14 protein-coding genes are annotated in these 21,543 nt (G+C 60.5%); 9 read left to right on the forward strand and 5 right to left on the reverse strand.

Annotated features, from left to right (window positions below):
• Positions 1-128 precede the first annotated feature (128 nt).
• The gene (locus OJB03_RS04035) at positions 129-1,475 is read left to right on the forward strand and encodes a TRAP transporter large permease (RefSeq protein ID WP_263785466.1); all 1,347 of its coding nucleotides are present in this window, start codon (positions 129-131) and stop codon (positions 1,473-1,475) included.
• A 19-nt stretch (positions 1,476-1,494) separates the two neighbouring features.
• Here the strand turns inward: OJB03_RS04035 and OJB03_RS04040 are convergent, their stop codons facing one another.
• Positions 1,495-3,030 (reverse strand): hypothetical protein, encoded by a 1,536-nt coding sequence (locus OJB03_RS04040; protein WP_263785468.1) that lies wholly within the window; start codon positions 3,028-3,030, stop codon positions 1,495-1,497.
• A gap of 484 nt (positions 3,031-3,514) precedes the next feature.
• Between OJB03_RS04040 and OJB03_RS04045 the strand changes: the two genes are divergently transcribed.
• The 6 genes from OJB03_RS04045 to OJB03_RS04070 all read left to right on the forward strand — a co-directional run bounded on the left by OJB03_RS04045 (position 3,515) and on the right by OJB03_RS04070 (position 12,250).
• On the forward strand, positions 3,515-4,606 hold the full coding sequence (locus OJB03_RS04045) for a hypothetical protein (protein WP_263785469.1): 1,092 nt from the start codon (positions 3,515-3,517) through the stop codon (positions 4,604-4,606).
• 263 nt (positions 4,607-4,869) lie between these two features.
• A complete protein-coding gene (locus OJB03_RS04050) occupies positions 4,870-5,646 on the forward strand; it encodes a hypothetical protein (protein WP_263785470.1) in 777 nt (258 codons plus the stop codon).
• A gap of 535 nt (positions 5,647-6,181) precedes the next feature.
• Positions 6,182-7,987 carry a hypothetical protein gene (locus OJB03_RS04055; RefSeq protein ID WP_263785471.1) on the forward strand — a complete coding sequence of 602 codons (1,806 nt, stop codon included), beginning with the start codon at positions 6,182-6,184 and terminating at the stop codon, positions 7,985-7,987.
• 472 nt (positions 7,988-8,459) lie between these two features.
• A complete protein-coding gene (locus OJB03_RS04060) occupies positions 8,460-9,569 on the forward strand; it encodes a hypothetical protein (RefSeq protein WP_263785472.1) in 1,110 nt (369 codons plus the stop codon).
• Between the two features lie 902 nt (positions 9,570-10,471).
• The gene (locus tag OJB03_RS04065) at positions 10,472-11,116 is read left to right on the forward strand and encodes an SDR family oxidoreductase (protein ID WP_263785473.1); all 645 of its coding nucleotides are present in this window, start codon (positions 10,472-10,474) and stop codon (positions 11,114-11,116) included.
• A 285-nt stretch (positions 11,117-11,401) separates the two neighbouring features.
• Complete coding sequence (locus OJB03_RS04070; protein WP_263785474.1) at positions 11,402-12,250, forward strand: sulfotransferase domain-containing protein; 849 nt, start codon at positions 11,402-11,404, stop codon at positions 12,248-12,250.
• A gap of 50 nt (positions 12,251-12,300) precedes the next feature.
• On the opposite strand, the gene OJB03_RS04075 is transcribed toward OJB03_RS04070, so the two are convergent.
• Positions 12,301-13,167, reverse strand: coding sequence for a sulfotransferase family protein (locus tag OJB03_RS04075; protein WP_263785475.1), 867 nt, complete (start codon positions 13,165-13,167; stop codon positions 12,301-12,303).
• 879 nt (positions 13,168-14,046) lie between these two features.
• On the opposite strand from OJB03_RS04075, the gene OJB03_RS04080 reads away from it, so the two are divergent.
• Positions 14,047-16,584: a YfhO family protein gene (locus tag OJB03_RS04080; RefSeq protein ID WP_263785476.1), complete on the forward strand. Its 2,538-nt coding sequence runs from the start codon at positions 14,047-14,049 to the stop codon at positions 16,582-16,584.
• Positions 16,585-16,610: 26 nt separating this feature from the next.
• Here OJB03_RS04080 and OJB03_RS04085 read toward each other — a convergent pair whose 3' ends face one another.
• Complete coding sequence (locus tag OJB03_RS04085) at positions 16,611-17,540, reverse strand: sulfotransferase family protein (RefSeq protein WP_263785477.1); 930 nt, start codon at positions 17,538-17,540, stop codon at positions 16,611-16,613.
• Between the two features lie 1,048 nt (positions 17,541-18,588).
• Here OJB03_RS04085 and OJB03_RS04090 point away from each other — a divergent pair.
• Positions 18,589-18,837, forward strand: coding sequence for a hypothetical protein (locus tag OJB03_RS04090; RefSeq protein WP_263785478.1), 249 nt, complete (start codon positions 18,589-18,591; stop codon positions 18,835-18,837).
• Here OJB03_RS04090 and OJB03_RS04095 read toward each other — a convergent pair.
• Both OJB03_RS04095 and OJB03_RS04100 read right to left on the reverse strand, forming a co-directional pair.
• Positions 18,822-19,649 (reverse strand): Nodulation protein H, encoded by an 828-nt coding sequence (locus tag OJB03_RS04095; RefSeq protein WP_263785479.1) that lies wholly within the window; start codon positions 19,647-19,649, stop codon positions 18,822-18,824. The genes OJB03_RS04090 and OJB03_RS04095 overlap by 16 nt on opposite strands.
• A gap of 67 nt (positions 19,650-19,716) precedes the next feature.
• Positions 19,717-21,273, reverse strand: a complete 1,557-nt coding sequence (locus OJB03_RS04100) for a flippase (RefSeq protein ID WP_263785480.1) — start codon at positions 21,271-21,273, stop codon at positions 19,717-19,719.
• Between the last annotated feature and the right edge of the window lie 270 nt (positions 21,274-21,543).

Consider the following 21,543-nt stretch of genomic DNA (forward strand, 5'->3'; position numbering starts at 1 on the left):
CTGGGACGAGGCGACCGTCGACGGGCCGTCTACGTTGTGGAGGCCGTTTTCCGAATTTCGCCTCGCGGCGACGGGCCGATCCCCGATCCGACACACCGTTCTGAGACGCTGACACGACGCAAGTTTCCATGGGTGCCGATCTTCTCGCCCCGCTGATGTTTGCGGGGGCCCTCTTGCTGATCTTCTCCGGGTACCCCGTTGCGTTTTCCCTCGGGGGCACGGCGCTCGCCTTCATGTTCATCGGCGAGCAGGCGGGGCTTCTCAGCTGGGGCCTTCTCCAGGCGATGCCGTCCCGGATCTTCGGGGTGATGTCGAACTTCATCCTCCTGGCGGTGCCCTTCTTCATCTTCATGGGTACCATGTTGGAGAAATCGCGCCTAGCCGAGGACCTGCTTACGACGATCGGGCAGCTGTTCGGGGTGGTACGCGGCGGCCTCGCGATCGCCGTCGTGTTCGTGGGGGCGTTGCTGGCCGCGGCCACGGGCGTGGTGGGGGCGTCGGTGGTGGCGATGGGGCTTATCTCGATGCCCGTCATGCTGCGGTACGGATACTCCAAAGAGCTGTCCTCCGGCGTCATCACGGCGGCGGGAACCCTCGGCCAGATCATCCCGCCGAGCATTGTGCTGATCGTGCTGGCCGATCAGCTCGGCATCAGCGTGGGGGACCTCTTCATCGGGGCGCTCGTGCCGGGCGTCGCCCTGGCGAGCCTCTACGCCCTGTACGCGGGCGGGGTGGCGCTCCTCTGGCCCGACGTGGCGCCGGCCCTGCCTGCGGACACCCGTGACATTTCACCGGGACGGCTCGCCAAACGCGTGCTTCTCGTGATGCTGCCGCCGCTCGTCCTCATTCTGCTCGTTCTGGGCAGTATCTTCGCCGGGGTGGCGACCCCTACCGAGGCCGGAGCGCTCGGGGCGGTGGGGGCCATGGCCCTCGCCGCGGCCAACGGGCGCCTGTCGATGGACGCCCTCCATGAGACCATGGACGAGACCATGCGGCTGACCTCCATGGTCATGTTTTTGCTCGTGGGCTCCACAGCCTTCTCGCTCGTGTTTCGGGGGCTGGGGGGCGACTTCTGGGTGGAGGGGCTGCTGACGAACCTCCCGGGTGGGGTGATCGGCTTCCTGATTGTGGCCAACCTGGTTATCTTTCTGCTCGGGTTCTTTATCGACTTCTTCGAGATTGCGTTCATCATCATTCCGCTGCTACAGGCGCCGGCCGCCCGGCTGCTGCCGCCGGAGTTTGGGGCGACGGCGGACGCCGCGCTCGTCTGGTTTGGCGTAATGGTGGGGATGAACCTGCAGACCTCGTTTCTGACGCCGCCCTTCGGGTTCGCGCTCTTCTACCTCCGTGGGGTAGCGCCCGATGAGGTCGACACCACCCAGATCTATCGGGGGGCGGTCCCGTTCATCGTGATTCAGGTGCTCGGGCTGGTGGCATTGGCGCTCTATCCCGAAATGGTCACCTGGGCCCTGTGACTGGTCCCGGGTCACGACGCTAGGTGTAGACGGCGAGGCGCCAGAGGAGAGAGAACGACACGCCGTACTGCCCCGCAACGAGCAGGGACGTGCCCACGAGGGCGAGTGGACTCAGGGCGACGAGGGGGAAGGATGTCCAGGCTGGAGCATCGGTCACCTGCCAGTAGTCGAAGAGCACGCGGAGGGTAACAGAGATGAGGGCCAGGGTGCCGCCCCCGAGCAGAACGAGGCCGAAGAGCGACGGCGACAGTGGGGCGTGGGGGCCGGCGGCGAGTGCGATTGGCGAGGCCAGTAGGACCGGCCAGCAGGGCCATGTGACGAGCATGAGTCCCTGTGCCACCGTGAAGCGTGTACCGAGGCGGGCGGTTGCGACCAGCGCCCCCATCCAGAGCAGGAGCAGAGCGAGCGCCCCCCCACCCACGGCGAGGCCGGCCAGCACCGGGTGCTCGATGCCTGGCGCCAGCGCAGTTCCGACGATCCGGGGCAGGGCAGCGAGCACACGCTCGGTTTCGGGCTGGGCCGCGGCCAACTGGGCCGTACGGGCGGCTGCCACCCCTAAACTTCCCCCCACGAGACTCAGAAGCAGGCCGTTGGCCCCGGACGACACCTCCCGCCCGTCCTGCAGGGCATCCCGGTAGAAGCCCGGGGCCGTGAAGTACCGGACCGCCGTCTCGCGCACAAAGAGGCTTCCGGCATACAGCAGTCCGAGGACGGCCACGAGCCCCCAGCCCCCGAGGACGAGGCCGTACGTTCCCGTTGGGGCCGATCCGTCAGGAAACGCAAAGGTGCGCTGGGTGCCCGAATAAATCCCCCGAACCACCTTTGCTGCGGGCCGAGGCGTCCCGGCGGCGTCGTGCAGCCCGTAGCGCCGGGCGGGAAGGAGGGACGCATGGTCGTCTTGCCAGCGGGCCACGAACACGACGGGCGGGGCGGCACGGGTGGAGTCGAGGAGACGAGACAGAGTGGTTTCCAGGTACCGTGCCTGGCGTTCCGCGGAGTGTGGCACCCGGAGTCCCGCGGGGGCGTCCGGCCGGGTCCACGTTCCGAGGGCACCGATTCCGACCGAGGCCGTCTGTGCACGCCACGCGTGCCACCGGTCCGTGGGCCGCGGGTGGCCGCGGAGGTCGAGAAGAGGATGGTCCACGGCCCCCGCACATTGATCGGCGGAGGGGATGAACGGGGTTACGTAGTAGGTCTGCAGGGACGGGGATTGGTCACGAATGCGGTCCGCCCAGCGACGCAGTCGGTCACAGGTTCGGGGCGCGGTTGTATTGACGCCCCGCGCGAGGCCGACATGTGTGATGGAAGCATGACGGTTGGCCAACGAGAGCAGTCGATCCAGCGACGCGTCGGCCCGGGGCCGTGCTCCGTCGGACCACGACGCCGACACGGCCTCCACCGGCAGGTCGACGTACAGGCGGAGGCCCAGCGAGTCGGCGCGAGCCGCAATCGGAGCGGAGGGAAGGCGCGTCAGCCGGACGGCCGTCGCGCCAGAGCGGTCGATGCGGTCCAGTTGGCGAAGGACCGAATCGGGACGAGATGGAGGCGTCCACACGATCCCGAGATCCTGGTTAAGAGTATCTTCAGGAGAGACGTTGGGGGAAAAGCCCTGTGATCTGGCGGGTCGCTGAGGGAGCATTCCCAACAAGAAGAGACTTGCCAGTAACAGAAAAGGAGACGAGAGCACGCGTGTGAGTCGAAAGCAACGCATTCAGTGGCAGGGCAGAAAAAAGACCGTGGAGAGTTTCGGTGTAGGGTCTCCAAGATGATCCTGTGAGGAGAATTTGGGCCTGGAGGAGATTGCGTCCTGGCTTCAGGACCCGCGGAATAAAAAGGATAGGAGGGAGTAGATCTTAACGATAATGAACCCGAATCCTTTTCCCCAATCTATGGCATATCCAAAATCCAAATGTTGGGCTTAAAATGATCCGTTCCTGTCCAGGTCCTGACGACTCCAAAGTGTAGAATTTGTGCATCCAAATACGTCTCTATCTCTTACGGGACTTCAGTTGTCTTCCCTGCAAGGATTTCCAACTGGTATGGACATGGTTGCTACCGCAACAGGAAGCACGCTCACGCTGCCGCGCGCCCTCCGAGTTGCGACTGGGCCCAGTCCAACACAGCGAGCGACCCGGCGGGTGGTCCACCGTTGTCACCAGATCGCCCGGGTCACGCTCCGTCAACAAAAGCGGACCGGGTCTCTTCGAGAAGACGTGCTGGGGGAAGATGTGGAGGACTTGGCAATGGATGCGATTGCGGGGCTGTTTGAGCGAGACGACCGCGGTCGATTTTCCGAGCTGCGCCGGTACTTTGAGGGACAGGTGTCGCCGGATCATTCGGAGGAGAAGCTAATCCGAGATCTACGTCGCCTTGTTCAGAGCACGGTCACCGACTGGCTCTTTGAAGCATACCGGGCCGCCGACCGGTCGCTTTCCAATCAGATTCGCTCCCTCAAACGAGCTGTGCGGCAACGCGAAGACCTATGCCTTCGACGTCGTGGGACGGTCCAGTGGATTGAGTTTGAAGGGCAGAGAGAACCGTCGCAGGGAAATGGAGGCATTGGTCGAGAAGATCGTCGTCCAGGCCGTCCAATGCCTCTGGAAGCCCTGGAGGCTCATTTGACTGGAGAGGTGGCAGAGGCCTCCTCGACTGGCGATCTGCTAGAAAAGGCAATCGAGACCCTCTGGACCCATCCGGAATTTGAGGCGGCGTACCCACTAACTCGTCTTGCTCAGGTCATGCGCGCAGCTCGCACGCGGGTCCAGTCTGTCACCGAGCACTCTGGTTCGGTGTCCCATCCGGATCAGCCGATTCTCCGGCCCGAGGAGACCCGGCGCTATATCCAAAATACCCTCTCATCACTGCGTGCCGAAAAGCGGCCGACGTATGTTGGGCAGGGAAAGGTCGACGAACCGACGTATGAGGCCTACTTTGCGGCGCTTCGAGATCGTCTAGAAGCGCGGTTTGTACCTCCTGGCGATCCGGAGATGACCCATCATGAAGCCCTCATGGAGCATCTTCCGGGCCTTACCAAAGAGACGTATCGAGATCAGCACCGTGCTCGGTTCGAGTACTTGGAGCAAAAGGCACGAGAGACGCTCGTCAGCCGTCTCCAAGATGTGATTCAGTGATTTAGAAGATCTGCAGATTCTACTCACAAGGCACACCATCCGTTCTTCTAAGACTAGGTGCATTGAATTCAGCAAGAACCCCATTTGGGAAGGATAAGAGGCGACGTTTGCTCATGAGTGTTTGAGCCGAAAACTCTCCTGCGGTGCGTGAGTGTTACGGACGCAAGAGCATTCACAATGCACACCTTCCGATAATTGGGTAGAAACCTGTGGACCCGGGCGACGAGCGACACATTGAGCGGTTTATACGAAACCCAGACAGCTTGTCCAACGATCAGCGGCGTGCCGTTGAGCGTCTGATCGAGAAAGATCCAGGGGCCCGGACCTATGCCGAGTTTTTGGAGGACTTCTATGGGCGACTCGACGATGAGCCCTTGACCCCTTCAGGGGGGCATGTAGATGAGTTTGTTGGAGGCCTTTTTCAAGAGGAGGCAGTCGTCTCTCTCCGGCCCTTCCAGCCCCCTCGTGGCGCACGTCCGACCGTCTTAGCGGCAGACACTGACTCCACGCACACCGATGCCCCCACGGGCGAGCGCCGATTTACCGTTCTGACGACCCTGTCCGCCGAGGAAGAGAATTTGCTCGTGCGTGTGATGAAAGATCGTGATACCGGGCGGGGACGCCTCTATGTTCTAGCGGATTCGTCTGAGCGACGGGCCCACGTTGTCGTCTCGTTTCCGGACCTCGGCTTCGACCTCATTGCCGACGAGGAAGGACGGACCACATTTGCAATACCGCCGGGAATTTCCTTGAAGCAGTGGGCTGAGGCACACGCGGTGGTGCGCCATCCGGTGGCGGCACGGGCCGTGGGGCCGGGAGAAGAGGTTGCGGTACACTTGCCGGATGGGGGGACGTTGCTCGGAGAACGAGAGGGAAGAGCCTTGACGGTCGCAGTGGAGCCCCACGGAGGTAACGTCCCCGCATACCTCACCGTGGTGCCTCGAGACGATTCCGCGCGTCTCTTCCGGCTGAGTACCTCGCCACCGCTGGAGTGTAACACGTCTCCTGAAGCTCCGCTCATGCTCCGCGTCTACGAGTAAGTGCGTGTGCTTCGTTCGTGATCACGTCTTATTTGTCGTGGCCGACTCTCTCCTTCCTTCTTCTCTCGAGACTCGCTACCGGCGTCTTCTTGATGTATTGAATGGGCCTGTGTCGGGCCGATGGGCGCTTCGACACGTTGACGAATTTCTCGGACAACTGGGACCGGAGACGCCAAAGGCTGAGTCTTACCTTCTGTCTTTGGCCGAGCCCGTGGCCGAGCAAGCCTCTGAACTAGATCCCGTGGGGGCTCTCCCCAGCCGGCTTGTTAGCCTCGCAGACCGGCTTCGTAGGGCCCGGGACGCTCGTCCAGTCTTGAAGAAGTGTGAGGCACTTCGTCAGGCTGAACGGGACCTCCGGCGCCGAGCAGGACTGCTTTATGGCTATGCAGGGGCCCTCACGCGTATGGGGGAGTGCCTCCGCGTACCAGGCTCCTCAGAGATCAAGATTGGCAAAGTAGAAGAGCCCCCTCGGGTCCGGCTCCGCGGAGCGTTAGAGCACGCAGAAAGTGCCTCGCTCAGGGGAGAGATCGAGTGGATGCTTGGCCGCTGGGAGCGGACAGCCGACGAGGGAACGTGCGTGCCGGTGGTTGAGCGACTGCCCTCCTGGGTTCGTGCTGAATACGAGAACGATACAGACGTTGGAGCCCTGCGGCGACTCACTATCCAGCTCCACGGGCCCGCGGAGGCCGAAGATCAACTTCAGGCCGACGTGTCTACCCAGGAGGCCGAAGCTCCGTCGTTGACGGACGGACCGGTGGCCGCGACGCGTCGACTGCTTGCTGACCGGTGGCCGCGACTCGAGAACCGGTACGTAAAGGGACGGGTGTCCTTCAATCGGGCGGAGCTCAGTCATGGAGGGCGATCGGCCGGTCTAGCCATCTCGGCCTTCCTTTACGAAGCTATACTCAAGCGCGCGCGCTGCCGGGTGCGCGCCCACGTCCAGTCCGAGGTCCTCCTGACTGGGGGAGTATCGACCGATGGGACCATCCGTCCGGTGAATGAGGACAGCTTGCCGGTGAAGGTCCGTACGGCCTTCTTCTCATCGAAAGCGCGCCTCGTGGTGCCCGAGGGGCAGCTCGACACGGCCCAGTCGGCGCGTGACGCACTCCTTGAAAAATTTCCTCATGGACGACTGGATGTCGTCGGCGTCGAGCGACTCGACGAACTGTTTTACGATCGTCGTCTCACAGAGCAGCAACGCATTGGGTGGAGCCGACACACGGCTGATCGTCTGCGAGACCGAGGCAAGGACATAGTTTTAGGAACACTCGTTCTAGGGCTCCTGGTCGTGATTGGGGGCCTGCTATATGGCCCATTCGACCGAGATCCGGCTCTGGCACAGTTTCAAGGGGCGACATTATTGGTTGAGAACGAGAGCGGTCGGGCCATTGAAGAGATCGAAGTCGGACGGAGACTCGTACGCAAGATTAAAAAGGGATCGGCCAAAAGTCCGGTAGCCTTTGCCGACGTTGTGGAGGATGAGACGCGCGAACTGTTCTGGGGAGCGTCTCTGGGGGAGAATGCCCGCATGGACGTTCTCCGTGCCAAGACCGCAGAGGCAGATACGTTTCTGTGGGAGCGTCCCTTGCGCTTTGAAGTAGATTTTCCGAACAAGCCGGAGGTTGAGAATCCGGCGTTCGGGATCACGGACCTCGAAGCCGAAGACTTAAATCGGGACGGCGATCCTGAACTCTACGTCCTCGCCAATCACCGTCCCTACTTTCCCTCTCTCCTGCTTCAGCTTTGTCCCACTGACGGCTCAGTGCAGCAGCGCTACCTGCATCCCGGGCACCTCCGCAGCGGGATTGAGACGGCGGATCTGATGGGTGGTCCCGCCCCAGAACTCCTTGTTGGGGGACACAGCAACGCCCTCGAGGATCCGGTCCTGGCTGTGCTTGATCCCTCCAACATGGCGGGTCATGCCCCTACGCAAGAGGGGTACGGCGTGGGAGATGTTGGGCTCGCTTCGCACGTCGCCTACCTGCGCTTTCCAAGTACTGCGCTTCAAGAGCAGCGGCCCACCGACTACCCGATGGTGTGGCAAGTCCGCCCTGTCCCGACAGCGAACACGCTGGAGATCGTCACGCAGGACGGGCGAACGCCTGAGGGACGTACGGATCGACCACGGGTGATCTCGACCCTCGGCTACGACCTCCGGCCCCGGTCGGTCGGGACCGATGGGCATTATGACCGGATGGCGGACTCACTCGTTAAGCGCGGCATCCTGGAGGGGGTGCCTGGGCCAGAGGACCTACAGCGCTATGGAGCACAGATTCAGTACTGGACGGAAAATGGCTGGTCGGCGATGCCGACCTTTGCCTCCCGACACGCTGCCCCCTGAAAACCAATCGGTTGGGAAGCTTTGCGGAAGTAATCACTCGAGCAAAACTGTGACCCATTATTAACCCTTTCTTTGCCTAAAGAGAGTCCGGGTGCTCAGCAGTCATAGGATGCCGTTAGGATAAGTTAGACGGATATTGTTGAGTAAAATTTGCGCTCAAACGACGCGTTTCCGAAGCCAAAAGGCCAAGCGCTTCCTTGCTGACTCTGACACCCCAAACCGTCATTTCTCCTTTGGTAGAGGAGTAGATAGTTGGTGTTTCGTAGGTGCTGTGTCTGGTGAGAAGACAGAGTTCTGCAAGCGATGCGCCGAATGAGATCGTCCCCCGATCCGCCTGGTCGACCGTGATTTTGCTAAGCGTCTCCGCAGTCGCGTCACGTGGCTCCTCGAAGACGCATCAACTCTCGCTGTGTGGAAAAGGAGTCTCGAGCGCTCTTTGCTAACCTTCTTTATCTCAAACACTTAGCCGACTATGCACACACTTGGACGACGCCTGCTCGTTCTCCTCTGTGTCGTTGGTCTCGGACTTGTTCTGGGGAGCTGTGACCAGAGTGGAGGAATGGACGAAGAGCTCGCCCCTGATGAGGCCGAAGAGCGCATTGATTCTGCCATCGATGGCCTCAGTGAGAGCGCAGGAACGCTGGAGGGAGGTGTCTTTTCTCGTTCTCTGAATGACTTTTTGGGCCTGGAAGATGGAAATGCCACCCGTGAGGAATGGGCTGAAGACCTCATCGGCGGGCTTGACACGGTGATTGAGACCTCCAGTGAGCGCTTCCGGTTTGACGCGAGCACGGGAAAGTATGTCTGGGACGCCGACTCCGAGCGATGGACGGAGAGCGGGTCTTCGGATGACATCATCCTGGAGTTCCCGGCCACTCGGGGCACGGTGGGCAACAACGCGACGTTCGAGTTGAGTCGGTATTCAGATACTCCGCTTGATATTGACGGGCAAACGGTGTACCTGCCGACTTCGGGCACGGCGTCGATTCGCGTAGACGAGGAGGAGGTGTTCGCGGTAGACCTAAATGGGGTTGATTATGCGACGGAGGAGGGCCTCGAAATTCCAATCCCACAGTCTTTCTCTCTTGAGATTTTGACGGCCCCGCATACCCACACCTTCAGCCTGACTGAGAACTCAAGCACGAACTACGATTTCTCGTTCGATCTTGCGAATGAGGGGCAGCTTGTCACGGGCATCTCGTTGGGAGCGCAACTAGCCACGGACAACTATGACGAGCTTCAGAGCACCGACGTAGAAGAACTCTCAGGCGAGCTCCGAATCGGTTCTGATTTGACGCTCTCTTACACGATCCAGGCTGGGGAGCTGGCCGAGTTTGACGATCCGACAGAGAGCCAGATCAATGATCGAATCGACGCGTCCATTCAGTCTCAGGGCCAGGAAATCGCCACACTCCGGTTCGATGAAGCAGCAGAACGCATCGAGGTCGTGTATTCTGACGAGTCTACCGATCCCGCTTCGGTGTTCTACGAAGACTTTCTCGATGAAGTGGAGGCGATCTGGTCCGATTACCTTGGGGACGATGACCTTGAGGCCGGCCTCGACGCTCTTAACCTTGAGTAGTCCCCCTTTCGTCTACAGTTGCGTTTGATGTTCGCTCATTTTCCCCGTTTCGGCCAGAGGCGAGGGTCCGCACTGAGGAGCCTTGGTTCTGACCTGGTAACGGTGACCCTGATCGTAGCAGCACTGATTTCGACCTCGGTGGCGAAGGGACAGGAGACGCCGGCCGACTCGATTCGCCATCAGCCGTACCAGGTCGGGGTCTCGGCGTCGTCGGTTTTTAAGCTTTTAGAAGAGGGAACGCCCGACCGTCAATATCAGGTGTATGGACGGTACTGGATGAGTTCTCGCCGCATGAGTCGGGTTGCCCTTCGATACCGACAGGTCGTTGGTGGAAACGCGGAAGCTGACGTTGGCCTTCGAGGGGGACATGCTTGGGTGTTTCGTGGCGAAGATCGGTGGCGGTTTTATGGAGGGGGAGACCTGATTTTCGGATACCGACGGTTTGCGAATGGACGAGTGTCCTACCGTGGCGGTGTTTCTCCGCTGTTTGGTGCGCTCCTCTTCATTGGGACGCACGTTTCCCTTTCTCTTGAACCCCGTCTTGTGGCCACCTACATACATTCGCGTGGAGGCGACTCTGGGCGGTCCAGTTCCAACGTGGTTTCGATTGAAATACAAGAGGCAGCCCTCCTTATTCTTAGTGTGCATTTCTGAGTTCGGACAGACGTGGCTTCGGAGGACTCATTGCGCGGACCTCGATCGGTGGCATTCTTCAGGAGGTGTTGTAGAGAGGGGCAGAGCCACAAATCCGAGCGTACGTTCTGGATGAACGCCCGACCGCGGAAAGAGCCGTCAAGTGTTAGGGGGACACGATCCCCCCCAATGCTGCAACATCACCCAAGGGCTTCGAATAAAGGGGAGCAGCATCACGGCTCTTTCGGCAATAGATCCCAAACTTTTACATGACTGTCGCAGTCATCGGTGCCCACGGCGGCATCGGCCGCCGCCTCCTCCCGCGCCTTGACGAGGCGGGCCACAATCCCATTGGCGTCGTTCGCTCCGAGAACCAGTTTGCGACGATCCGTGACCGCGGGGCCGAGCCGCGGCTTGGGGATCTGGAAGCGGAGTTTGGGCCGGCCCTAGATGGGGCCGACGCGGTCGTCTTTACGGCGGGCGCCGGCGGGAGTACGGGCTGGGACAAGACGATTCTGATTGATCTGTGGGGGGCGGAGCGGGCGGTGGCGGCCTGTGAAGAGCGCGGCATCGATCGGTTCGTCATGGTCAGCTCGCGGGGCGCGGGCGATCCGGAGTCGCGCCAGGGTCCCATCAAGCCCTACATCGTGGCCAAGCACGTCGCCGACCGTACGCTTCAGCGGTCGTTGCTTGACGAGACGATCCTCCGCCCCACCCGGCTTACAGACGAGGACGGCACCGGCCGCGTCGCGGCCCACGTCGACACAGACCCCGACACAGGCGACCCCATTCCGCGGGCCGATGTGGCACAGGCTGTGGTCGAGTGTCTCGATCAGGACATTACCATCGGGCACGCCATCACACTGTACGGCGGCGACACGCCGATTGCGGAGGCGTTTCAGGAGGCCCTCTGATCAAGGTGACGGGGGAGGGCAGGGGCCTCGTGTTTCGCGGTGAGAGGCCTCTCATAGCGAGAAGACGCTGTGCGTCTCTCCGCTTTCAGTCCACACTATTCCTGCTACGACTGCTTCTCGACACAGGCAAAACCCCTTCTGGAGACTGGGAGTGACACCGGAACTCTCAGGGACGAGGAAACTGAAGGACAACCAATGTATCTGGGCCAGCCTCGACAGAGAGATGGCCTGTGCTCAAGACTGTCACCGACTGCATTTTTTTCTTCTCCGAATCGCCTCCACGTGATGGATAGGATGTACGACACCCTACGGACCGTAGCTAAAAGTGCAGTTCCGGACCGTGCACTTGCACTGGTGAACAGAGGGGTCGTCCAGTTCAACCGACTTGCAACCGAAAGCCCGTTTGGGGAAGACGGACCGGCCTTGCTCGTGCACTGCTGCCACCATCGGAGCGGTACCGTGTGGTTTACCCGGGTGCTGTCAACGATTGCCCGGCAGTATGGTCTTCGCTTTCAAGAAGCAGAGCAAGCCGCATTGGAAGCGTCCACGGAGGTGTTTTTGCAGGATCACAGCCGCATCGACCGGTCGGCCCTTCCGCCGTACCGTGGTTCTCATATGATCCGGGATCCTCGTGACATGGTCGTGTCCGGGTATCACTATCATCTTTGGACGGAGGAGGGGTGGGCTCACAAGCCCCGTGAGAAGTACGACGGAAAGAGTTTCCGGGAGGCCCTGAACAGCGTGGGGAAGAAGCGAGGGATGATTTTGGAAATGGAGCGCTTCTGTGAAGAAGACCTTCAGGACATGCTCCGCTGGAGGTATGGCGACCCGGCATTCCTAGAGCTGAAGTATGAAGACGTAATCGCCGACGAGGCCTCTCATTTTCAAAACCTGTTCGAGCACTACGGCTTCCACGACGAGGCTTTGAAGGTCGGGTTGGATGTCGCTCGGTACTACAGCTTCCAGAACCTTTCCGGTCGTAATTTTGGCGAGGTCGAAGAAGAGTCCCACCTCCGATCGGGGCGGACGAGTCAGTGGGAGGACCACTTCGACGACGAGTTGAAAGATCGTTTTAAAGAGTTAGCCGGCAATGCGGTCGTTCAACTGGGCTACGAGGAGGACAATGACTGGTGACGAAGTGCTCTGTCTCCTCACGAATGTGATTCAGTGCTTCGGAGCTACCTCTAGTCCCCCTTCCCTGCAGAAGCCCTGGCATACACCTCAAGCCCAAGGTCGTGTAGATAAGTGTAGGTTGGGGCAAACTCCTCCCGTAGCTGTGCCTCCATCTCAGGGGATAAGGCTTCCGTTTTGGCACTGGCTTTTCCCAGAAGACGAAGTAGCGCTAGCTTGGCCTGTCGGGCCACGGTGCTCCCCAGCAGCCAACGATAGGCCCATGGAAAACAGCGGCGCAGAGGCCGAACGGTAGAGCGATATACGGCGCGAAAGGCTGGGCTGCCCGTCGGATTCTCAGGCTGGTCGTCTGCCTCCGGGCGGGGGGCGTGTGGCAGGTCAAGGAAGTGCAGAAGCCCTGCCCAGAATGCACCCGGATCTGCTCGTCCCGCCTCCAGGCTCACGACCTTGAACTGATCCGCTCCGAATCGACCGGCGTATGCCGGAAGGGTCTCTTCGTAGTGACTGGTGTCGATGAGGTACCTGCGATTAGAGAGCGCCTCCGATAAAGAGGTGGCCTCGTCGATGAGGCCGAGCTGCTTATTGTACCGAAATTGGGACAGCAGGCGTTGAATCGGATCGCGGACGATCGCTAATATCTTGGCATCCGGGTTGTAGTCCTGAATCTCGTCGGCCGTCGCTGCGCTTTTGTAGTACATCACCGTGGCGTCGCCGAAGTACCGATAGTTTTGATCGAAAGGAAAGTGACGGTGATACGCCTCCAGAGATTCGGGACGTTCCTCATTGGGCCCTTCATCGCCAAAGTAATAAAGCTCTTTCGCGTCCGCCATGAACACGTCAGGATGGTGGTTGAGCAGGTAGTAGAGCCAGCTCGTCCCGGCCTTGTTCACACCGATGATAAAGAGATTGACCCGGTTCATAGAATTGAAAAGCGAAGTGTGCAATGAAGAAGTACCGGGGAGGAGAGGTTAGCGGGACGACCTGTCCCGGGATTGTGCGCTGAGCAGCGGCACGTAGAAGGCGTTCACGGACGCGCAGTTCGGTACGGCCAGGACCAGGGTACCAGTAGGGTGAAGAGGATCCGCCTCAGCTCTGCGATAATTTCGGATAGCTCCAGCACGTCCCAGAGTGTGATAACGTCGAAGTGGCTGGACGACAGATCGTGGATGTGCTCTGGTGGCTCCACCGCAAGTCCGTGCGTTGCAGAAATCACTTCCTGCGCTCCCGCGTCGGGCTCAAGTCCGAGGGCCTCCTATCCGCGCGAGCGGTGGTGCGTCAGGACCTCCCCTGTTCCGCACTCAAAGTCGAGCAGGCAGCCAGTAGGCGTGTCGAACAAGATGTCGACGAGTCCCTGACTGGTATCCCAGGGGAGGAGTCTTCACTTCCGTAGTACCGTGCAATTTCATAATTGCTGGACTGCGGGCTTGTGAAACGGAACCCACGGGCGGCGCATTCCACAGGGTCGAGGGATCTCCCCGAAACGGTGTGATCTTGGCACGTCTTGAACGGTCGATGGTGATCGCCATGACATGAAGAGACAGTGATCGAGGCCGTCCACTGGGGCTGCGAGGAACGGATGTGGATGGAAAGGCGGAAGTATGAGAGCACTAGCAGATTGAGGCCAAGCAGGTTCCGGTATGGAGACCCAACGCCACGACACGTCGACAGTCTTGTCCCCTTCCCCCGACCCGTCTTGCCGGAACAGCGAAATAGACCGACCGTTTTGAGACGGCTTGTCGAATTAAGTCGGGCCCCTCAGCCCACGGTCTCGCCTCGACTGCGTCAGCAGCCCATCTCACATGGCTTCCTCCGCCCAGACGCCCATCCCGCGCACCGCACAGGCCGATACGTTCTGGACGCGGCTCTCACCGACGATACGACACGCGGGCTGCCTCGGAATTCTGCTGGTGGTGGCCCTCGCCTTCTACGCCCCCGCTGTCTTCGAGGGAAAAAACATTCAAGGCACCGACAGCATCACCTTTCGGGCCAACGCACAGGTGACGGTAGAGCATCACCAAAAGACGGGAGAGTGGGCCCGCTGGGCCCCCAACGTGTTCAGTGGGACGCCCTACATCAACGAGCAGATCTCTGTCCTACAGCTTGACGATGTGGTAAACCTGGTCCGCGGTGCTGTGTGGCCGGTGTCCTTCCTGTTTTTGCTTATGGCGGGTGTCTACCTGCTCGTCTTCTACCTAACACGGAACCATCTCTCAGGGCTCTTATCGGGGCTTGCCTTTGGGTTTACAACGTACATCCCCATCATCATTGGGGTGGGGCACGGGACCAAGTTCGTAGCACTGGCCTACGCGCCCTACGTTGTGCTGGCCTTCGTGTATACTCTTCGGAATCCGTCGCTTCTGGGAGGGGGGCTGTTTGCGGGGGCGCTGGCCCTCCAGCTGCGGGCCAATCACCCGCAGATTGTGTTCTACACGGGAATGCTCCTTCTCCTATGGTGGATTGTGGAAGCCATTGGGGCCTGGCGGGAGAATCGAGTGCCGGAGTTGGCCACATCCACCGGTTGGCTTGCGCTGGGGACCGTGCTGAGCCTCGCCATGGCCGCGGAGCCATACTTGGCCCGGTACCAGTACAAACAGTACTCGGTACGAGGGGCAGCGGCGGCTGTAAACGGCGGCGAAGCGGGTGGTGGGGGCATGGGCTGGACGGCGGCCATGCGGTGGAGTCACGGGCCGAAAGAACTGTTTACATTCGTGGTCGCGGATGCATTTGGCGGTGGCGGGCAAACGTACTGGGGTCCCAAGACCTTCACAGAGGGGCCGCATTACGTCGGCGGGGTCGTCATGGCTCTTGCGGGGCTTGCCGTGTGGCGGGTGCGCACCTGGCTGGTCTGGGGCCTTGGGTTCGGCGTGCTCGGCACGGCGCTCTTCGCACTGGGCAAGTACGCCGCGTGGCTCAACTGGCCGATGTTTCAGTACTTTCCGTTTTTCGATGCCTTTCGGGCACCAGAAATGTGGCTGAGCGTTACGGCCCTCACCTTAGTTGTCCTGGCTGGTATCGGTCTGGATTACGCGCTGCGCCGAGAAGAGCGGCAGGGACGACGAATGCAGTCCTCCGATCCCCGGCAGCGTCCCCTTCTCATCGCATTTGGGGCCGTGTTCGGGACCGTGGCATTGGTCTGGCTTGCCCCCAACACGTTCTTCGACTTCGAGAAGCCCAACGAGCAGCAACGCATTCGCCAGGCCCTGCTCCGCCAGAATCCGAATGTCTCGCCCCAAAATCCGCGTGTGCAGAAGGCGGTGCAGCAGCAGATGCAGAAGCTCAAAACGCAGCGACGTGACGCCTTCACGACCGATACGCAGCGGACGATGCTTTTCCTTGTTCTGGCCGCTGGGGTGCTCGTGCTGTACCGCCGCGAGACCCTTCCGGCGTGGGGAGCAGGTCTGGTGATCGTGGCGATCGTGGGCATCGACCTCTGGGGGGTCGACGCACGCTACATGGGGGACGAACGCTATTCGTCCCAAGACGTGAGGCAGTCCATTCCCACGTACCAGTTCGATCAGTTCATCAAGAAGAAGCAGCAGCAGGCTGGGGGACTGGGCCACTTCCGTGTCCTTTCTCTGGTGGAGGGAGACCCGACGAGCAAAGCACGTCCCTCCTACCACTATGAAAATGTAGGGGGATACCACGGGGCCAAGCTGCAACGCTATCAACACTACCTCGATCACATCCTGCAGGTAAACGGCTCGGGCCCACCGAACGAGAACGCGCTCGATCTCATGAACACCCGTTATATCGTGGCCCGTCAGCAGATGCCGGGCACCGAGGTGGCCTACCGCAGTCCGAAGTCGGGTGTGCTGGTGCTCGAGAACAACGACGCCCTGCCGCGCGGATTCCTCGTGGGACAAACGGAGGTCGTTGACGCCCCGAAACAGACCTGGTCGCGGCTGCGCTCTCCGTCGTTCAACCCGCGTCAGACCGCCCTCCTCCCAGCCCCCCTCGACCAGCCGGTCAGGCCCATCGACAGCAACAGCACGGCCGAGGTGGTCGTAGAGAACTACGAGCCTGAAGAGATCCGGTGGACCGTAGAGACGAATGCGCCCCGCTTCTTCGTGGCGAGCGAGGTATACTACCCGGCCGGCTGGAATGCGTACCTAGATGGAGAACAGGTGCCCATTCAGCGCACTAACTACCTGCTTCGCGGCGTGCACGTCCCGGAGGGGGAGCACACATTGGAGATGCGGTTTGAGCCGAAGGCGGATCGATATGGCACCCGGATCGCGTGGGCGAGCACGATCTTTGTCTACGGAGGGGTCTTTGCACTCGTCGGCTTGCGGGTGCGCCGGCAGAGACGCGCGGACGCCGACGATGAAGAGGCGTGATGAGGTGCCGCAAGTGAGCTGGATGGCTATCTCGGGGTTGCGGGCTTGTCGTAGCCGCATTCCCGAAGCGTCGGAGCGATCGCCTCTTCGAGACGCTCAATCTGCTCCGCCCCGAGCCGCGTCTGCCACGTCGTTTGGGGCGGGCGCACCTTGTTCAGATGTCTTCGATTTTCCCCCGCGAAGAAGTTCTCGGTGGGCAGAGAGGCGGTGGAAAACACGCGACGGAGTACTTGGCCTGGGGCATCAAGAAGAGACTCGTAGTGAACCTCCAGGTAGTGTTCCTCGGGAAAACGGCCGATGTCGGCTCGAATTTGACCAATGCACTGGTTCCACGTCCACGCAGCCTGTTCAATGGGGGGGGCCGACTGAACGGACTTCCAGCCAGGAGGGCGCACGCCCCACCACTTGTGGAGTCCGCCGCTTTCCCGGCGCCGTTTGAGAATGGAGGCCGCAACGGCCCGGCCGTCCCGAATTAAGTGAATGATGTATGCTTGTGGAAACAGGGCATGGAGAAATTGGAGACGAAAGGCATTTTTGGGAGTCTTCCATACGAGCTGAGGACGGTCGTGATACCTCCGATGCCAGTGCACGACATCGTGGAGGTACTCGCGAGTGGCGGAAGTCACGTTTTCCGCCGTGGCCCGGTGGTCCTCGGCGGGCGGGAGCGCCCGGTCCCAGATGGCGTGCCCCTCATGGGTCTCAAAGGTTGAGGATAGCCCAAGAGAGCCGTCGTATGGACCGCGCAAGAGTGGGGGCAAAACAGCATTGGGGAGGCGATGCAGGACCCATTCGATGGGCCACGCAGCCGAAGGAGGGACGCGTCGGAACCACGGCTTGCCACACACCCCGTTGCTAAAAGGGGTGATCCAGGCTACCTGAGGGTGAAGCCGGACCAGCTGGTGTAGTATTCCCGTCCCCGATCGCGGACAGCCGACAATGAAAATGGGACGATCCATGGACTAGCGCGGTGAGACGTCAGGATAACGCTCAGGACAGTACGAAAATGGGGGAGCTCTTCGCGCTACCAAAACAGTGCCCACGGCGGCCCGGCTCGGGGGCACTGTTTGCGTAGAGCAGTTTTGCAACCTTTGTTTAAATTTACTTACCCCCGGCCGATTCCCCGCCGAATGTTCGCCCCCACTTTGTTTTAGGAGACTTTAAACGAGTTGCTACTGATGTTCGGAGAGAGTAGCGGTCAGGAATCTATTGGGGCTCTATCCAACGTTGGCATTTGGGACCGTGGTCCGGGCGGCTCCGATTGCCGAAGGGGAAGAGTTGGCACTCCTCGACTGGGATTCAAAAGCGGTGGAGACGACCGTTCCTATTCGCCCCCCCCCCCCCCCCATCGAGGAGGACCCGAATCCGCGAGGCCACGCGCGCGGATGCCGGGGCGTCCGGCAGGTAGATGGGCATCTGGTCGCGTCCACGTACCACACGCTCGAACTATACGACCACCACCTTAATCAGATGTGTGCCATCAATGGGGGGGCTGATGGCGGGCCTCCACGAGATCGTCTTGACCGACCACGAGACGGTATGGGTGACATCCAAAGCGATCGATGCGGCGGTGGAGTACAATCTGGAGACAGGGGATCGGATTCGTGCATACTGGCCCCGAGAGATGGATGGTCTTCAGTCCGCCCTCGGCCTGCGTCCCCTAGATATCGATAAAAGTGCCGACAATCGGCTTCGGTTTCTTGACCCGGCCGCAACGGACGATGAGAGTTACCTACATCTCGGCGCCGTCGATGTCCACGACGGCTCCCTGTACGCGCTGTTGAACTCGTATGGCGTGGCGGCCAACTTGACGAAAGAAGAAGTAATGCTTCGGCACGAGCGACCCCAGGGAGAGCACAATCCTATCATTGGGAACGGCGGGATCGTAGTCGTCAATGATACATTCGGCAAGACCGTTCGGTTCTACAATTTGGATACTGGGCAGCTTCGGCGAACGATCTTACGGACTACGAGTGGGTCCGCGATCTCATTCGCTGGGAAGTTCCCATGTGCTGGAGGAAGGAGGCCTTGTGGAAGGCTGGGGGCATCAAGGGCTCGGTCGCGGAGCCGCTCTTCGTGCGGGGGCTCGCTCGTCGGGAAGACACGCTGTTCATTGGCGTCTCGCCTGCGTCCATCCTGCAGGTCGATGTGAAAACGGGGGCGCTGGTGGACGCATACCAGTACTCATCGAACGTCCACGCCTGTATTCACGGCCTCGCGGCTTTGAATGGCGCTGCATTTCAGTCGGAGTCGTGATCCGATCCTTCGTCTTCGTTGAGATATTTGGCGTACGGGGTGCCGTCGAGTCGCCGCGCAAGTTCGTCGTAGTTGGCCACACGGTCGCGGAGGGTAGATGGCGCGACTTTGCGGTAGCTGCTTTCGACTGGCCCCGATGCAATCTCCAGAAAGTCACAGACCAGATCGACCGTCGTCTGGTGGTCGTCCGCGTGGCGGATGTGTTCTTCGTATGTCAATGAGAGGTGGGGCACATCGGTGAGCAGTATCTCTTCGTACCTCCGAAGGGCTTGGCTGCTTCGCAGCCATTCCAACACACGGTTGGGGTTTACATAGATGGCCGTCGGCTCGCCGCCCAGGTCAGACTTTTTCCGGTGAAACGTCTCGCGTCGCGCCCGGATGTTCGAGAGCGCGTGGCGCACCAGGTTTTCCCGATGGAGGTACAGGATCTGGAAGCCGTGGCCGTAGTGGAGGGTGCGGAGAAAGTTTTTGCGCCGTCCAGGGGGGCGCTGCACGTCTTTAATCTGATAACTGAGAACCTTGCAGCCGTACGCCTCTGCCGAACAGCCAGCAGCGCGGCCCAGGATGTGCCGGTAGGGGAAGGGCACGTAGTTATGGAGCACCTCCCCCGCGCATCGCAGCCCCGGCACATCGTCAAGCATGCTCACGAGTGCCGTGGTCCCTGAGCGTCCTCGCCCGAACAAGACGAATCGTGTCTCGGGGAGCGGTTGGCCGGAAAGATAGCTCACCCCGGCCTGCAGGTGGCGAAATTGCTGGCGGGCGAACAGATACCGTCTTTTCAGGACGGTTTGCGCCGCATCGAGGATCGACATGGAGAGGGAGCGCTCGGGAGAAGCCGCGTCGTGTCTTGGCGGGCATAGGGCCCGTGGAGGACAGGGCCTACGTGTCCAGACGTGTCTGCAGTTCCGCCCACAGGTCGTCCGTAATGGCCTGGTCGCGGGGGGAAAGGCCCAGCGCAAGCAGGACGGCGCCGTAGACGAGCAGGGCCGCGGGGATGCCGATCATCCAACGGCTTGGAGACGCGAGCTGGATGGAGAGAACCCACGCCATGACTCCTGATGCCCCCGCCGCGGCGAGGGGCTTCCACAGGTCCCACCGGAACGGCTGGATGTGGGTGAAATGATAAAGCCCCCACAACTGAAAGACATTGCCCATAATGTGGGTCGCGCCCGTCGCAAGGGCTGCGCCCACGACCCCGTACCACTGGATGAAGATCCAGTTGAGACCCACATTCAACACGGCCATGCTGGTGTTTACCCAGAAGGCAAAGTCCTGATGGTCCGACATCTGCAGCATGTGGCCCACCGACCCGGACCCAGCGACGACAATGTAGGCGCCCGCCAACAACCGAAGTAAAATGGCACCCTCTCGAAACTCCGCCCCAAAAAGGGCCATGATGTCTGGGGCGAACACGATCAAGATCACCGCTAACGGAAGTGTACCCAAGGCGATCCACCGAACGGTGTCGGCGTACAGCTGAGCCAGCTCGTCGGTCCGTCCGCTGTGGTACAGTTCGGAGATGACCGGGGAAAACGCGGCCGTGAGTGCGAATAGGACAAACCGGAGCTGGGCCGACATCTTGGACGCGGCGGTGTAGATCCCCACGGCCTCTTCCCCAGCGAGAGGACCAAGCATGATCCGATCAGCTTGGGCGAGGCCTATGCTGGCGAGACTCACCCCCACGATGGGGAGGGAAAAGCGCAGAAGGGTCCGAAGGTCGATCGTTGGGGCTAAGGATGAAAAGAGTGGAGGAAATAGCCGGTAGATCGTGTATGCCGATGCTCCGCCGGCCAGCACAGTGGAGGCTACGAAGGCGTACAAGGCCATCGTGAATCCCTGTCCCAATAGTAGGATGATGCCCGTGAGCAGCAAAAAGAGAGCTGGCTGAAGAATCGAGTCGAGAAGTACGTCCATCCGCATTTGGCCAAGGGCGCGGGCCATGCGTGAGCCGAGGTAGGTGAGGACGTAAAAGGGCAGCCCGAGCGCTAAGAGCTGAAAGACCAGCGGATCGTTCGTGCTTTTGAGAGCGATCTCGGCCAGCCATGGAGCTGCCAGGTAAAGCGCCACGCCCATGAGAGCTCCGGCTCCGGTCCCGAGTCCGCCAACCGCCAGGAACGTCCCCTTCAGCGCAGCCTCATTTCCGTCTTCGCTGTGCTCGGCTCCAAAACGGACCACGCCGTTTTGAAGTCCGAGCGTACTCAGCTCGCGGACGATCCGAAGAACAGAAAGCCCGTAGCTGTAGAGGCCGTAAAGAGTTTTACCAAATCCCCGGCCGAGAACGATCTGCAAAGCAAACCCAACAGCCTTTGCAACGAGGGATCCGGAAAAGACCGAGCTCCCTCCCTTCAAAATGCGGTCGGCATAGTTAGGCGCCTCGTCAGCTTCCTCCGTACTGGTGTTGGGAGACGAGGCGTTGTGCTCCGACGAATGGCTCATGTGGAAATGTAGAAAGAGAAGGCGTCAACGTATCGGGGGATGCCTCCGATTCTGTCGCTGTTGAGAAGTCGACCCCCCAAGAAATCAGTAAATCCTGACTGTATCGAGGGAAGGGGTAGGTTTTGGTCGAGGATTGACGCGGGACATCCTGCTACTCCCGGTCGTACATTCATCAGGTCTCATTCCCTCAATCCATCATCAACGTAGGTCACGCGGGGATCATCTGATCCTTCTTCAAGTTGCCCGCTGTGCCGTTGCTTCCTAGGGAAT

It is taken from the genome of Salinibacter grassmerensis (genome assembly GCF_947077765.1).
Taxonomy (GTDB): domain Bacteria; phylum Bacteroidota; class Rhodothermia; order Rhodothermales; family Salinibacteraceae; genus Salinibacter; species Salinibacter grassmerensis.